Source organism: Rhizobium sp. 01T444 (assembly GCF_056398305.1).
Genome location: NZ_JBFTPD010000010.1, coordinates 106,731 through 121,013 on the forward strand (window position 1 = coordinate 106,731; position 14,283 = coordinate 121,013).

Annotated in this window: 13 protein-coding genes; 10 read left to right on the forward strand and 3 right to left on the reverse strand. The window is 61.5% G+C overall.

Annotation, left to right across the window (positions count from 1 at the left end; genetic code table 11):
• Position 1 precedes the first annotated feature (1 nt).
• From AC1DTN_RS16015 to AC1DTN_RS16025, 3 genes are read left to right on the forward strand one after another with little or no spacing between them, the layout of a single operon-like run.
• Complete coding sequence (locus AC1DTN_RS16015; RefSeq protein WP_477921681.1) at positions 2 to 1,870, forward strand: DNA polymerase III subunit gamma/tau; 1,869 nt, start codon at positions 2 to 4, stop codon at positions 1,868 to 1,870.
• Positions 1,871 to 1,889: 19 nt separating this feature from the next.
• Positions 1,890 to 2,213, forward strand: a complete 324-nt coding sequence (locus AC1DTN_RS16020) for a YbaB/EbfC family nucleoid-associated protein (protein WP_007813855.1) — start codon at positions 1,890 to 1,892, stop codon at positions 2,211 to 2,213.
• A 52-nt stretch (positions 2,214 to 2,265) separates the two neighbouring features.
• Positions 2,266 to 2,877, forward strand: a complete 612-nt coding sequence (locus tag AC1DTN_RS16025) for a LysE family translocator (protein ID WP_477921768.1) — start codon at positions 2,266 to 2,268, stop codon at positions 2,875 to 2,877.
• Position 2,878: 1 nt separating this feature from the next.
• On the opposite strand, the gene AC1DTN_RS16030 is transcribed toward AC1DTN_RS16025, so the two are convergent.
• The gene (locus AC1DTN_RS16030) at positions 2,879 to 3,496 is read right to left on the reverse strand and encodes an MOSC domain-containing protein (RefSeq protein ID WP_477921682.1); all 618 of its coding nucleotides are present in this window, start codon (positions 3,494 to 3,496) and stop codon (positions 2,879 to 2,881) included.
• A gap of 57 nt (positions 3,497 to 3,553) precedes the next feature.
• Here AC1DTN_RS16030 and recR point away from each other — a divergent pair, with 57 nt between their 5' ends.
• Together recR and AC1DTN_RS16040 are read left to right on the forward strand one after the other, a co-directional pair.
• Positions 3,554 to 4,159: a recombination mediator RecR gene (gene recR, locus AC1DTN_RS16035; RefSeq protein ID WP_007813850.1), complete on the forward strand. Its 606-nt coding sequence runs from the start codon at positions 3,554 to 3,556 to the stop codon at positions 4,157 to 4,159.
• Positions 4,160 to 4,332: 173 nt separating this feature from the next.
• Positions 4,333 to 5,604 carry a lytic murein transglycosylase gene (locus tag AC1DTN_RS16040; protein WP_477921683.1) on the forward strand — a complete coding sequence of 424 codons (1,272 nt, stop codon included), beginning with the start codon at positions 4,333 to 4,335 and terminating at the stop codon, positions 5,602 to 5,604.
• 25 nt (positions 5,605 to 5,629) lie between these two features.
• Here the strand turns inward: AC1DTN_RS16040 and AC1DTN_RS16045 are convergent, their stop codons facing one another.
• Both AC1DTN_RS16045 and AC1DTN_RS16050 read right to left on the reverse strand, forming a co-directional pair.
• Entirely contained in the window at positions 5,630 to 6,085 is a 456-nt protein-coding gene (locus AC1DTN_RS16045; RefSeq protein ID WP_113320491.1) for a GNAT family N-acetyltransferase, read from the reverse strand.
• Between the two features lie 8 nt (positions 6,086 to 6,093).
• Entirely contained in the window at positions 6,094 to 7,725 is a 1,632-nt protein-coding gene (locus AC1DTN_RS16050; protein ID WP_477921684.1) for an MFS transporter, read from the reverse strand.
• 246 nt (positions 7,726 to 7,971) lie between these two features.
• Here AC1DTN_RS16050 and rimP point away from each other — a divergent pair, with 246 nt between their 5' ends.
• From rimP to rbfA, 5 genes are all read left to right on the forward strand, one after another.
• Entirely contained in the window at positions 7,972 to 8,577 is a 606-nt protein-coding gene (rimP, locus tag AC1DTN_RS16055) for a ribosome maturation factor RimP (RefSeq protein ID WP_113320489.1), read from the forward strand.
• A 60-nt stretch (positions 8,578 to 8,637) separates the two neighbouring features.
• Positions 8,638 to 10,242, forward strand: coding sequence for a transcription termination factor NusA (gene nusA, locus AC1DTN_RS16060; protein ID WP_037100404.1), 1,605 nt, complete (start codon positions 8,638 to 8,640; stop codon positions 10,240 to 10,242).
• The gene (locus AC1DTN_RS16065) at positions 10,242 to 10,928 is read left to right on the forward strand and encodes an RNA-binding protein (protein ID WP_113320488.1); all 687 of its coding nucleotides are present in this window, start codon (positions 10,242 to 10,244) and stop codon (positions 10,926 to 10,928) included. The genes nusA and AC1DTN_RS16065 overlap by 1 nt, the downstream gene beginning before the upstream one ends.
• A gap of 102 nt (positions 10,929 to 11,030) precedes the next feature.
• Positions 11,031 to 13,796: a translation initiation factor IF-2 gene (gene infB / locus AC1DTN_RS16070; RefSeq protein WP_477921686.1), complete on the forward strand. Its 2,766-nt coding sequence runs from the start codon at positions 11,031 to 11,033 to the stop codon at positions 13,794 to 13,796.
• A gap of 75 nt (positions 13,797 to 13,871) precedes the next feature.
• Positions 13,872 to 14,273, forward strand: coding sequence for a 30S ribosome-binding factor RbfA (rbfA, locus tag AC1DTN_RS16075; protein ID WP_113320486.1), 402 nt, complete (start codon positions 13,872 to 13,874; stop codon positions 14,271 to 14,273).
• The last annotated feature ends 10 nt before the right edge of the window (positions 14,274 to 14,283 follow it).

Sequence of the window (14,283 nt, forward strand, 5' to 3'; positions counted from 1 at the left end):
GATGAGCGACACCGAGCGACAATCACAAGATGCCGCCTCGACGGGCACCGGATACCGGGTGCTGGCACGCAAATACCGCCCCAAGGATTTCACGGACCTGATGGTCGGCCAGGAGCCGATGGTCCGTACGCTCACCAACGCCTTCGAGACCGGTCGCATCGCGCAGGCCTATATGCTGACCGGCGTTCGCGGCGTGGGCAAGACGACGACGGCGCGCATTCTGGCCCGCGCCTTGAACTACAAGACGGCTGAGATCGACAAGCCGACGATCGACCTTCGCGTGCCGGGCGAACATTGCCAGGCGATCATGGAAGGCCGCCATGTCGACGTGATCGAGATGGACGCTGCCTCGCATACCGGCATCGACGATATCAGAGAGATTATCGAGCAGGTGCGCTACCGGCCGGTTTCTGCCCGCTTCAAGGTCTATATCATCGACGAAGTGCACATGCTTTCGACGCAAGCCTTCAACGGGTTGTTGAAGACGCTCGAGGAGCCGCCGGAGCATGTGAAATTCATCTTCGCGACGACGGAAATCCGCAAGGTTCCGATCACCGTTCTCTCGCGCTGCCAGCGCTTCGACCTGCGCCGCATCAGCGCTTCCGATCTCGTCGGCCTGTTTTCGACCATCGCCGCCAAGGAAGGCATCGAGGCGGAACCGGATGCGCTGGCGATGATCGCGCGCGCTGCGGAAGGCTCTGCCCGTGACGGCCTGTCGCTGATGGACCAGGCGATCGCGCATGGCGGCGGCGTGGTGCAAGCCGAGGCCGTGCGCGGCATGCTCGGCCTTGCCGACCGCGCCCGCATCGTCGACCTCTTCCAGCATATCGTGCGCGGCGATGTCGCAAGCGCCCTCAATGAATTCCAGAGCCAGTACGAAGCGGGCGCCAACCCGGTCGTGGTGCTGACGGATCTCGCCGACTTCACGCATCTGGTGACGCGGCTGAAATATGTGCCCGATGCCGCAAACGACCCATCGCTCAGCGAAGTGGAGCGCACCAAGGCTGCGGAATTTGCGCAAGGTGTCGCGGTTACCACGCTCTCGCGCATCTGGCAGATGCTGCTGAAGGGCATTCCAGAGACGGAAAACTCTTCGCGCACGGCGGGTGCAGCCGAGATGGTGCTGATCCGGCTCGCGCATGCAGCACATCTGCCGGCACCTGAGGATGCGGCGCGGCGGCTTGCGGAATTTTCCAACGAAAACGGTGCACCACGCCCGTCCTCGCCTGTGCCTTCGGGCAATGGCGGCGGCACGCGCGTGCCCTACCAGACGAATGTGACGGCACGGGCTCCCGAGCCCGCCCCACGGCCACAGCCCTCGGGGCCAACCGCCATGCTGCGCGCCGTGCCCAATCTGGAGCCGCAGAGTATCGGCCGCGTCGAGACGAAGCCGGCGGAAGCGCCGAAGCCGCTCGTGCCGGTCGGTTCGATTAGCGATATCGTTGATCTCGCTGCTGAAAAACGCGACGTCAAACTCAAGGCATTGGTGCGTAACTTCGTGCGGCCCGTACGGATCGAGCCTGGCCGTCTGGACGTGAACCTCACCGAGGGCGCACCCGGCACGCTGCTCAACGAGCTTGCCGTCAAGCTCAAGGAATGGACAGGCATCCACTGGATCGTCAGCACCAGCCGCGAAGAAGGCGGGCCGACGATGGTGGAGGCGGAAACCAAGGCGCAGGAGCAGCGCGTCAGCGATGCGCGTCAGGATCCTGATGTCGCGGCAATTCTCGCCCAGTTTCCGGGTGCCAAGATCATCGACGTACGCGTGCGGGCGCCGACGCCGGAGGAAGAAGCAGAGGAGGTCAACCCGCCTGCTGCCGCCGAATCCGAAGAGGGCGATATCCTGCCCGGCGACGACATAGAATTCTAGTTTCAAGAAGGAGAAGACGATGCGCGACATCATGGGCATGATGGGCAAAGTCAAGGAGATGCAGGCCAAGATGGAACAGATGCAGGCGGAAATCGCCGAGCTGACCGCCGAAGGCAAGGCAGGCGGCGGGCTCGTCACCGTCATCATCTCCGGCAAAGGCGAATTGAAGAGCCTGAAGATCGACCCTTCCCTCTTCAAGGAAGACGATGTCGAGATCCTCGAAGACCTAATCGTTGCCGCCCACAAGGATGCCAAGGACAAGGCGGAAGCCATTGCTGCCGAAAAGACCAAGGCGCTGACGGCCGGCCTGCCGATCCCGCCCGGTTTCAAGCTGCCTTTCTGATTTCGTCGACTGGTCCGGTAATGACTGGCCCCGGAAGAGGAGACGGGAGATGATGACCTTGACGACGCTGCTGGTTTTCGCAGGCGCTCTTTTCATTGCCGCCGGCACACCCGGACCGAGCGTTGCGGCGCTTGTCGCCCGGGTCATCTCAAAAGGCGCGCGCGACGTGCTGCCTTTCCTGTTCGGCATGTGGGCCGGGGATGCGATCTGGCTGACCTGCGCCATTGCCGGCCTCTCGGCGATCGCCGAAAGTTTCTACCACGTCTTCGTCGTCATTAAATGGTTGGGCGTGCTCTATCTTCTTTATCTCGCCTGGCGGATGTGGTTCGCCAAAGCTGATGTCGAGGAAGAGGAGCTGCCGCAGGAACGTTCGCGTGGTCGGATGTTTCTGACCGGCCTGGCGATTGCGCTCGGCAATCCGAAGATCATGATGTTCTATGTGGCACTTCTGCCGTCGATCATCGACATCCCGTCGGTATCGCTTGCCGGCTGGGCCGAACTCGTCGTCACGCTGTTCGTCGTTCTGGCTGTCGTCGATTTCAGCTGGATGTTCCTCGCCGCAAAGGCGCGCGGTTTTCTGAAGAGCCGGCGTGCCGTGCAGATCGCCAATCGGGTGAGTGCGGGAACGATGGCGGGCGCTGCCGTCACGATCGCGATCCGTTGAGCTATGGCTGTGCTTCCAGTTCGGCTCGCAGCTTGTAGTGAACAGGCGCCGCCAGATAGCGCTCGCGGTCTGCTGCTGAAAGCCGGCGTCCGAAGGTTTCCATCATTTCCGGCATTGTGACTGCAACGCCCGAAAATGGCTTATACTCGACCGGCATTCCAGCTTCCACGATTCCATTTGATATCACGCGGCAATAAATGCCGGGGCGTGCTGCTCTGGTGTAGCGCTTGACGAATTTCGGATCGTTCATCCTCGCAGCGAACGTGGCGCAGGGGATGCGGCAGGATGTGACTTCGAGGATCAGTTCGCCTGTCATGAAGCGGTCTCCGACCGCGACATCGCGGTTATCAAGCCCTTCGATGACGAGATTCTCGCCGAAGGTGCCGGGCTCGACGGGCTGGCCGAGTTCGCTCGCCCACCAGTCGAGGCTGACAGAACCCTCCAGATAGACGGCCTGATCGACGCCACCGTGGTGTTTCCTGTTGCAGATGGCATCCCCGACGAGGCCTTCGGCATCGATCATGATGCCGCCGGTGACGGCATGTTTGAAGATACCGGTCTTGTAGCTTTTGCCCGGCAGCCTTTCGGCGGAGCCGCGGCAGACGGCGAGGATTTTCATGGTTTCAGCGATTCTTCCGTGATTCCGTTTTCGTTCCATATCAGTTAAGAACGGCGTATGGCAAAGAGAGTCACTGGCCCCGAAATCGAAAAACTGATCCAGCTTCTGGCGAAAGTGCCGGGCCTCGGGCCGCGCTCGGCGCGGCGGGCAGCGCTGCATCTCATCAAGAAGAAGGACCAGCTTCTCGGTCCGCTGTCACATGCGATGGGCGAAGCCTATGACAAGGTGAAAATCTGCTCGCGCTGCGGCAACGTCGATACGGTCGATCCCTGTACGGTCTGCACCGATGCGCAGCGCGACCAATCCGTGATCATCGTCGTCGAGGATGTCTCGGATCTCTGGGCGCTGGAACGCGCCGGCGCACTGAACGCCGCATATCATGTGCTTGGCGGCACGCTCTCGCCGCTTGACGGAGTCGGCCCTGACGATCTCAATATCCGCGGGCTGATCAACCGCGTCGGCGAGGGCGGTATCAAGGAAATCATCATCGCTGTGAATGCGACGGTCGAGGGGCAGACGACAGCGCATTACATCACCGACCAGCTCGCAGATCTCAATGTGAAAATCACGCGGCTGGCGCATGGCGTGCCTGTGGGGGGCGAGCTCGACTATCTCGACGAGGGTACGCTGACGGCTGCGCTTCGAGCGCGCACAGCAATATGAGGGAATTGAGGATGCGGCAAACCACCCCCCTCTGCCCTGCCGGGCATCTCCCCCACAAGGAGGGAGATCACGAGCGGCTCGGGTCTCCCATCTCACGAACGGCTTACCCGGTTGAGACGTCGATAGCTGGCGGAAAACAGCGCGCCCAGCCAATCTCCCCACCTGTGGGGGAGATGCCCGGCAGGGCAGAGGGGGGTATTTTACGGCGGCTGCGGATATTGACGCTCATGTTGGTGCCCGCACTTTTTCCCTTGCCCTCTCACGCCGCACCTTCGAAAGCCGATGTCGAAGCCCAATTCGAAAAATGGGTGCAGGCCGATCTCTGGCCGGAAGCGAAAAAAAACGGCATTTCAGAGAAGACCTTCCGCGCCGCCTTTTCAGGCGTTGAACTGGATTGGACCCTGACCGATCTTGCCCCTCCCGGCTTTCCGCCGCCGAAGGAGCAGAAGCAAACTCAGGCCGAGTTTTCCTCCCCTGGCCCCTATTTTAACGAGGATCGACTGAAGCGGCTTGCGATGACCGGACGCGGCTTTGCCTCGCAATATGCCTCGACGCTCAGCCGCATCGAAAAGACCTATGGCGTGCCAGGCTCGATCGTGCTGGCAATCTGGGGACGCGAGACCGGTTTTGGCGCGGCGAAGATCCCGAATTCCGCCGTCGAGATTCTGGCGACCAAAGCCTTCATGTCGACGCGCAAGGAGATGTTCCGCATGGAGCTGATCGCTGCGCTGCATATTCTCGACGGCGGCGACGTGACCCCTGCCGATTTCAAGGGATCGTCGGCAGGCGCGCTCGGCCAACCGCAGTTCATGCCGACGAGCTACCTGAAATATGCCGTCGATTTCGACGGTGACGGTCACCGCAATATCTGGACCTCGGTTCCCGACACGCTCGCCTCGATTGCCAATTTCCTCGTGAAAAAGGGCTGGCAGCGCGACCGCGACTGGGGCTTCGAAGTGACGATCCCCGACCCAGTCTCGTGCGCACAGGAAGGGCCTGATCTTGCCAAGCCGCTCTCCCACTGGGCGTCGCTCGGCATCAAACGCATTTCCGGCAAGGGTTTTCCATCCGGCGAATTGAAAGCGCAGGGCATGATGCTGGTTCCTGCGGGGCGTGACGGGCCGGAATTCATCGTCACGCCGAACTTCTATATCATCAAGGAATACAACAACTCCGACCTCTATGCCCTCTATATCGGCAACCTTGCCGACCGCATCGCCTCCGGTTCCGGTTCCTTCCAGGGACAATGGGGCGATGTCGGCAAGATGCTGCGCTCGGATGTCGCCGCCATGCAGCGCGCACTGGAACGGCAGGGTTACGATGTCGGCGGTTCGGATGGATTGCCCGGCTACAAGACACGCCGCGCGATCGGCCAGTGGCAGGAAAAGAACGGCATGAAACCGACTTGCTTTCCCGAGGCATCGATGAAGGGCAAGCTCAAGTAAGAGGCGTGCGCGCCAGGCGGATGCTTTACAGGTTGCGCTTCAACCCCTCATGGCTCGTCACGAAACCGAGCTTTTCATAAAACCGGATCGAATCCGCACGCGTCTTGTCGGATGTGAGTTGCACGAGACCGCAACCACGTTCCGCGCAGCGGGCGATCGCCCATTCGATGAATTGCGAACCGAACCCGGAACCACGATGGCCCTTCGCAATGCGCACGCTTTCGATCTGGCCCCGCCACATGCCCGTTCGCGAAAGGCCGGGAAGAAAGCTCAGCTGCAAGCAGCCGACGACCCGGTCCGTCTCGTCGATTGCAACAGCCAGCAACTGGTTGGGATCTGCCTCGATTGCGGCGAAGGCTGCGAGATAGCGTATATCGACGGGATCCGAGACGACCTCCCGTGTGCTGCCGAGATCATCATCGGCGAGCAGCCGGATGATGTCGGCGAGATCGGATTGTCGTGCGCTTCGGAAGACGTGCATGGCTGACCTCAATGGTGCAGATCGATCGGTGCCTTGTGGAAGACGTCATCGACGGGCGGAATGGCCTGCCGTTCGATCATGCGATGAACGTTCGGCAGGCCCTCGCCGCAGTGCAGGGCGCGAAGCCGGTCGGTATTTTCGGCATCGGCCTGCGTTCGGCGCTGGTTGTGCCTGATATATTCGACCCAGGTCGGCGTGTGATAGGTTTCCGTCCAGAGGCCGGGATTTTCGAGATCGCGCATCAGTGCCCAGTTGCGGGCGCCATCGCGGATGCGGATGCGGCGGCGTTCAACCATCAGCGTCATGAATTCGGCCAAGTCGCTATCGGCGATCTGGTAAGCGACCTGGATGACGATCGGGCCGCTGCGCGGCGTGATATCGAGACCGAGCGCGGGCTCGATAAAGCGGTTCAGCGGATCGAGATTGAGCGAGGCGAAAGCCGGCATGGAAAAGCGCAGGCCGATCACGACTCCAAGCAGCAGGACCGCAGCCGACATCAGCAGTGCATTCGAAAGACCATACCGGTCGGCGGCAACACCCCAGAGCCAGCTTCCACCGGCAATACCGCCGAAGGTGACGGTCTGGTAGAGCGACAAAGCGCGCCCGACCACCCAGCGCGGCGTCGAAAGCTGGACGATGATATTGAAGAGCGAAAGCGCCGAAACCCAGCAGGCACCGGCTACAAGCAGCCCGGCCGAGGTGAGCACGGCACTTGGGCTGAGAGCTGCGATCACGGCGCTGAGTGCAAAGCCTGTAAAGGCCAAGCGGATGATCGTCTCACTGGAGAACATCTCGCGCAGACTGGTGCTCAGGATGGCGCCACCGATCGCGCCGACGCCGAAGGCGCCGAGCATGAAACCATAGGTCAGCGGCCCGCCAGAGACGAGATCGAGCGCGACGACCGGCAGCAGCGCCTGGATAGAACTTGCACCGATACCGAATATCAGCCCTCTGAGGAGGATCTTTTCGAGGTTGGGCGACATGGAGACATAACGCATGCCGGCAAAAATGGCGCTCCCGAGTGTTTCGCGCGGCAGCGTCAAGGCAGGCATGCTCGGCCGCCAGCGGAACAGCACATAAAGGAGCGCAATATAGCTCAACGCGTTCACTGCAAAGGCCGCGGCGGCACCGGCAGCGGCCACGATAGCGCCACCGATCGCCGGACCGACACTGCGGGTAATGTTGAAGCCCATACTGTTCAGCGTAACCGCGCCCGGCAAATCAGCGCGCGGTACCATGTCGCCAACAGAGGCCTGCCAGGAGGGATTGTTGAGCGCCGTGCCGCAGCCGATGAGAAACGTAAAGAAGAGCAGCAGTCCGGGTGTAATCCAGCCGAGAAAGGCGCAAGCCGTCAACACGATCGAGACCACGAACATCGCAGATTGCGCCGTCAGCATGATCCGGCGCCGATCATAATTGTCGGCGAGAGCGCCCGAGATCAGCGAGAACAGCATGATCGGCAGCGCCGTCGAGGTCTGGACCAGCGCGACCATGTCCTCGGACGAGGTGATGACCGTCATCATCCAGGCGGCACCGACAGCCTGAATCAGGCCACCGAAGTTCGAGGCGAGGCTTGCAAACCAGATGGTGCGGTAGGTCTCATGGCGCAAAGGCGCAAATGTCGAAGACGTATAGGCCACGCTTCCCCCCGCTTTTATCGTTGTGCCTCAATAGCAATATATGCGGAAGATGAGTGCTCGCCATAGGTTAGCTCGCACTTGCAGGGGTGGAAGAGGCGGAATCGGCGCCGACCTTGCAATTTCCAAAAAACGGGACTATATGGCACTCAAATTCTTGATCGTTCGATGAAGAGTGGGCCGCAAGGACCCGCTCTTTTTTATTAGCGCGATCACCCCGAATGCCAGAAATCGCAGGGAGCGCACCGCTTGTCGGATCTGACAAACGCAGACAATCAACATGAGCCGCGGCTGATTACCGAGACCGGGCTTGACCAGCGTCTTGCCGACATTATCGAACCCGTACTCGTCGACATCGGCTTCCGCCTCATTCGCGTTCGCATGCTCAACCAGAATGGCATGACGATGCAGGTCATGGCCGAGAAGAACGATGGCACGATGAGCGTCGAAGACTGCGAGCAGGTCTCCATGGCGATTTCTCCGGTGCTCGATGTGGAAGATCCGATCGATAAAGAGTATCATCTAGAAGTGTCTTCGCCGGGTATCGACCGCCCTCTGGTGCGGAAATCCGATTTCGTTCGTTGGCAGGGTCACCTCGTAAAGTGCGAAACGTCGATCATGATCGGCAATCGCAAACGCTTCCGCGGCAAGATCGTCGAAGCGGACGCCGACGGGTTTACGATCGAACGCGATCAGATTGCCTATGGCGAGGAGCAGAAGGTCGTCATCCCCTTCACTGCGCTCAGCGATGCCAAACTCATTCTGACCGACGATCTGATCCGGGATGCACTGCGCGCCGACAAGCTGGCAAAGGCGCAGGCTGCGAACCAGAACGAAGCGGACGACGAAGAATAACCGATCAACGCAAGCTCCAGGGACGGGAACCCGGGTAGTCAAGGACGGAGAAACACAACAATGGCAGTCAGTGCAAACCGGCTCGAACTTCTGCAGATCGCAGATGCAGTGGCGCGCGAAAAGGTCATCGACCGCGAGATCGTGCTTGCCGCGATGGCCGATGCCATCCAGAAGGCGGCGCGTTCCCGTTACGGTACCGAATCCAATATCCGCGCCGACATCAACCCGAAGACCGGCGAAATCCGTCTGCAGCGCCTGCTCGAAGTCGTCGAGAAGGCCGAAGATTATTCCACGCAGATCCCGCTGGAACTGGCCCGCGACCGCAACCCGGACGCCGCCATCGGCGACTTCATCGCCGATCCGCTGCCGCCGATGGATTTCGGCCGCATCGCCGCACAGTCGGCCAAGCAGGTTATCGTGCAGAAGGTGCGCGAAGCCGAGCGTGACCGCCAGTTCGACGAATTCAAGGATCGTGTCGGCGAAATCGTCAACGGAACGGTCAAGCGCGTCGAATATGGCAATGTCATCGTCGACCTCGGCCGCGGTGAAGGCATCATCCGCCGTGACGAAATGATCCCGCGCGAGAATGTTCGCTATGGCGATCGCGTCCGTGCGTACGTATATGATGTCCGTCGCGAGCAGCGCGGCCCGCAGATCTTCCTGTCGCGCACACATCCGCAGTTCATGGTGAAGCTCTTCACCATGGAAGTGCCGGAAATTTACGACGGCATCATCCAGGTGAAGTCGGTTGCCCGCGACCCGGGTTCGCGCGCCAAGATCGCCGTGATCTCGAACGACAGTTCGATCGATCCGGTCGGCGCCTGCGTCGGTATGCGTGGTTCGCGCGTCCAGGCCGTCGTCGGCGAGCTTCAGGGCGAGAAGATCGACATCATTCCCTGGTCGCAGGACCCGGCGACCTTCGTCGTCAATGCCCTGCAGCCGGCCGAAGTCGCAAAGGTCGTTCTCGACGAAGATGCTGAACGCATCGAAGTGGTCGTTCCGGATGAGCAGCTTTCGCTCGCCATCGGCCGCCGCGGCCAGAACGTCCGCCTCGCGTCGCAGCTGACGGGCTGGGACATCGACATCATGACGGAAGCCGAAGAGTCCGAGCGCCGTCAGAAGGAATTCAACGAGCGCACCAACCTCTTCATGGACGCGCTCGATGTCGACGAGATGGTCGGCCAGGTTCTGGCTTCGGAAGGTTTCGCCGCTGTCGAGGAACTGGCTTATGTCGATCTCGACGAAATCTCCTCGATCGACGGTTTCGACGAAGACACCGCGCAGGAAATCCAGACCCGCGCCCGCGAATTCCTCGAGAAGCTCGAGGCGGAAATGGACGAGAAGCGCAAGGCTCTCGGCGTTGCCGACGAACTGCGCCAGATCGACGGCATAACCGCCCAGATGATGGTGGCGCTCGGCGAAGACGGTATCAAGACGATCGAGGACTTCGCAGGCTGCGCAGCCGACGATCTCGTCGGCTGGACCGAACGCAAGAATGGCGAAACGAAGAAGTTCGAGGGCCTGTTCTCGAAGTTCGACATTTCGCGCGTCGAAGCCGAACAGATGGTTGTGCAGGCCCGCCTGCTCGCCGGCTGGATTACTGAAGAAGACCTTGCGAAGGACGCGGAAGCTGTCGAAGCCGATGCGACCGAGCAGGACGCATAATGACACTGACGCCGGACACATCTCCTGAGGACGATGATCTTGCAGGTTACGACGTGAACGGCCGCATGTGCATCGCAACACGCGAAAGCGGATCGCCGGATGAGCTGATCCGCTTCGTGGCCGCCCCTGACGGGACGGTGGTGCCGGATCTGAAGCGCACGCTGCCGGGACGCGGCTGCTGGGTGAAGATCGACCGGTCGCTGGTCGAGAGGGCGGTGGCGAAGAAGCTCTTCGCCCGCGCCCTCAAGGCCGATGTCAAGGCAGCCGACGACCTCGCCGAGCGGGTGGAGCGGCTGTTTCTGCAGCAGCTTCTGCAGATGATGAATATGGCGCGCAAGGCGGGCCAGCTCGTCACTGGCTCGGCCAAGGTGGATGCCGCAATACGCAGCGGGGCTGCGCTTGCAGTGTTCCATTCGACGGATGCAGCCGCCGATGGCGTGAGAAAAATAGACCAGGCTCGCAAGGCCTGGCACCTCGGAATGGAAACCGAGGAAGAAATACCTTCCTTCCGTCTCTTCTCGGAGAGCGAAATGGAAGGGGTGATGGGCCAGAATGCTTTTATCCATGCCGCAGTGCTTGCAGGGCAGGCGGGTGAAGGTGTAGTGAAGCGCGCAAAGATGCTCGAACAGTACCGTAACGGCGGTCAGTCCCGGGCACCGGGCGGCGCTGGCCAGCAAAAACAATGATGCGGTCACCGGCGGAAGCCGGCCGCAATATCATTGATCGATTGTATGTGATTGACAGGGTCTGATGGCTTCATCGTTCCCTGTCCGAAGGAACGGGAACGAATGACCGACAGCAACGACGACAAGACAATCAGCGCAACGGGGAAGAAAACCCTCACCCTGAAACCATCAGGAATGAGCCAGGGTACCGTTCGCCAGGATATGGGTCGCGGTCGCACCAAGGCGGTCGTCGTCGAGACCCGCAAGCGGCGCCCGATGCGCCCTGAAGACGAAAAGCCGATGACACCTGCTCCCGTAGCTCCGGTGCGCGCGCCTGAACCGGCGCCGGCGCCTGTGCAGGCGCGCCCGCAGCAGTCGGCTCCGGCCCCGCGCATTCAACAGCCTGGTGGCCAGAACAACCAGCGCCCGCAGCAGACAAACCAGCGTCCGCAGCAATCCTACCAGCCGCAGCGTCAGCAGGATCGTCCACGTCCCGTGGTGCTGAACCACCTTTCGCCTGAGGAAATGGATGCCCGTCGCCGCGCGCTTGCCGACGCGCAAGCCCGTGACGCGCAGGACGCCATCCGTCGTGCTGAGGAAGAAAAGCGCCGCGCGGCAGAAGAGGCCGTACGCCAGGCCGCCGAAGCGGAGGAAGCCAAGCTGCGCGCCGCAGAAGAGGCCGTACGCCAGGCGGAGGCCGCAGCAGCAGCCCTGGCCGAACCACCTGCCGCTCCTGCAGTGGAAGCACGTGTTGAAACTCCTCGTCCGCAGCAGCCGGCACCGGCAGCCGCGCCGGCCGCTCGCCGTCCGGAAACCGCTCCGTCGCCCTCAACCGCCCGGCCTGCGCCAGGCGCACCGGCAGGTGTGCGTGGTCGCCGTAATGAAGGCGAAGAGGAAGACCGCGGTGCTTCGCGCAGCGGTCCGGTCCGTGGCCGCCCGGTTCGTCCGGAGCCCGCAAAGCCGGTGACAACCCGCCCGAAGAGCGAGGAAGACCGCCGCCGCGGCAAGCTGACCGTTACCACCGCAAACGTCGATGACGACGGCAATGCACGCGGGCGTTCGCTTTCGGCCATGCGCCGCCGGCAGGAAAAGTTCCGCCGCAGCCAGATGCAGGAGACGCGCGAGAAGATCACCCGCGAGGTCGTACTGCCCGAAACCATCACGATCCAGGAACTGTCGCAGCGCATGTCTGAACGTGCCGTTGACGTCATCAAGTACCTGATGAAGGAAGGCCAGATGATGAAGCCGGGCGACGTCATCGACGCCGACCTCGCTGAACTCATCGCCGGTGAATTCGGCCATACGGTCAGGCGCGTATCCGAATCCGACGTCGAACTCGGCATCTTCAATGTGTCCGACGAGCAGGGCGAACTGGTTTCGCGCCCGCCTGTCGTCACCATTATGGGCCACGTCGACCACGGCAAGACCTCGCTGCTCGACGCTATCCGCCATGCCAACGTGGTCTCCGGCGAAGCCGGTGGCATCACGCAGCATATCGGCGCCTATCAGGTGGAACAGAACGGCCAGAAGATCACCTTCATCGATACTCCCGGCCACGCAGCCTTTACGGCGATGCGTGCCCGCGGTGCGCAGGCTACCGATATCGCGATCCTTGTGGTCGCGGCTGACGATAGCGTGATGCCGCAGACGATCGAATCCATCAACCACGCCAAGGCGGCCGGTGTTCCGATCATCGTGGCGATCAACAAGGTCGACAAGCACGAGGCCGATCCGCAGAAAGTTCGCAACCAGCTTCTGCAGCACGAAGTCTTCGTCGAATCCATGGGCGGTGAAGTGCTCGACGTCGAAGTTTCGGCCAAGACGGGCAAGAACCTCGATAAGCTGCTCGAAGCGATCCTGCTGCAGGCCGAAATTCTCGACCTCAAGGCCAATCCGAACAGGACGGCTGAGGGTACTGTCATCGAAGCCCAGCTCGACCGCGGTCGTGGTGCGGTTGCGACAGTGCTTGTCCAGAAGGGCACACTGCGTCCGGGTCAGATCATCGTTGCCGGTGACGTCTGGGGCCGCGTGCGCGCCCTGGTCACCGATAAGGGCGACCATGTGAAGGAAGCCAGTCCCGCGACCCCGGTCGAGGTTCTCGGTCTTTCCGGCACGCCGCAGGCAGGTGACAAGTTTGCCGTCGTCGAGAATGAAAGCCGCGCCCGCGAAATCTCGGAGTATCGTCAGCGTCTCGCACGCGACAAGGCAGCTGCCCGCCTGTCGGGACAGCGCGGCTCGCTGGAACAGATGATGACGCAGCTCCAGACCACCGGCGTGAAGGAATTCCCGCTGGTCATCAAGGGCGACGTGCAGGGCTCGATCGAAGCGATTGCCGGCGCATTGGACAAGCTCGGTACCGACGAGGTTCGTGCCCGCATCGTTCATTCGGGCGCAGGCGGCATCACCGAGTCCGACATCTCGCTTGCCGAAGCATCGAACGCTGCCATCATCGGCTTCAACGTGCGTGCGAATGCGCAGGCACGCCAGTTCGCCGAACGTGAGGGGATCGAGATCCGCTACTACAACATCATCTACGACCTCGTGGATGACGTGAAGGCGGCTATGTCGGGTCTTCTTTCGCCGGAACGTCGCGAGACCTTCATCGGCAATGCCGAGATCCTGGAGGTGTTCAACATCACCAAGGTCGGCAAGGTCGCGGGTTGCCGCGTCGTCGAAGGCAAGGTCGAGCGTGGCGCGGGTGTCCGCCTCATCCGCGACAACGTCGTCGTGCACGAAGGCAAGCTCAAGACCCTCAAGCGCTTCAAGGACGAAGTCTCTGAAGTACCGATGGGCCAGGAGTGCGGTATGGCCTTCGAGAACTACGAAGACATGCGTGTCGGCGACGTCATCGAGTGCTTCCGCGTCGAGCACATCACGCGCACGCTCTGATCGGGCGACGATTGAAATCTTGGACGGGCGCCGGATCATCCAGTCCGGCGCCCGATCCTTTTGGGATAAAGAACAATGGCAACAAGACCTACATCCTCGGCACCGTCGCAGCGCATGCTGCGCGTCGGCGAGCAGGTTCGCGCAGCAATCACCCAGGTGCTGCAGCGCGGCGAAGTGCGCGACGACATCATCGAGGCGACCGTGATCTCGATCTCCGAGGTGCGCATGTCGCCCGACTTGAAGATCGCGACGGCCTATGTGACGCCGCTCGGCGTTTCCGACCACACGATCGTCATCGACGCGCTGAACCGTAAAGCGAAGTTCATCCGTGGCCGGCTCGGACCGCAGCTCCGGCAGATGAAATACATGCCGGAAGTGCGCTTCCGCGACGATACCAGCTTCGACAATTATAAGAAGATCGACGACCTGCTGCGCTCGCCCGAGGTGAGCCGCGATCTCGACAATGACGACGAATAACAGAAGAGAC

Excerpts from the sequence above, each read along its gene's own strand:
- AC1DTN_RS16015 (WP_477921681.1), top strand. The coding sequence starts at position 2 with ATGAGCGACACCGAGCGACAATCACAAGATGCCGCCTCGACGGGCACC.
- AC1DTN_RS16020 (WP_007813855.1), top strand. The coding sequence starts at position 1,890 with ATGCGCGACATCATGGGCATGATGGGCAAAGTCAAGGAGATGCAGGCC.
- AC1DTN_RS16025 (WP_477921768.1), top strand. The coding sequence starts at position 2,266 with ATGACCTTGACGACGCTGCTGGTTTTCGCAGGCGCTCTTTTCATTGCC.
- AC1DTN_RS16030 (WP_477921682.1), bottom strand. The coding sequence starts at position 3,496 with ATGAAAATCCTCGCCGTCTGCCGCGGCTCCGCCGAAAGGCTGCCGGGC.
- recR (WP_007813850.1), top strand. The coding sequence starts at position 3,554 with ATGGCAAAGAGAGTCACTGGCCCCGAAATCGAAAAACTGATCCAGCTT.
- AC1DTN_RS16040 (WP_477921683.1), top strand. The coding sequence starts at position 4,333 with ATGCCCGGCAGGGCAGAGGGGGGTATTTTACGGCGGCTGCGGATATTG.
- AC1DTN_RS16045 (WP_113320491.1), bottom strand. The coding sequence starts at position 6,085 with ATGCACGTCTTCCGAAGCGCACGACAATCCGATCTCGCCGACATCATC.
- nusA (WP_037100404.1), top strand. The coding sequence starts at position 8,638 with ATGGCAGTCAGTGCAAACCGGCTCGAACTTCTGCAGATCGCAGATGCA.
- AC1DTN_RS16065 (WP_113320488.1), top strand. The coding sequence starts at position 10,242 with ATGACACTGACGCCGGACACATCTCCTGAGGACGATGATCTTGCAGGT.
- infB (WP_477921686.1), top strand. The coding sequence starts at position 11,031 with ATGACCGACAGCAACGACGACAAGACAATCAGCGCAACGGGGAAGAAA.
- rbfA (WP_113320486.1), top strand. The coding sequence starts at position 13,872 with ATGGCAACAAGACCTACATCCTCGGCACCGTCGCAGCGCATGCTGCGC.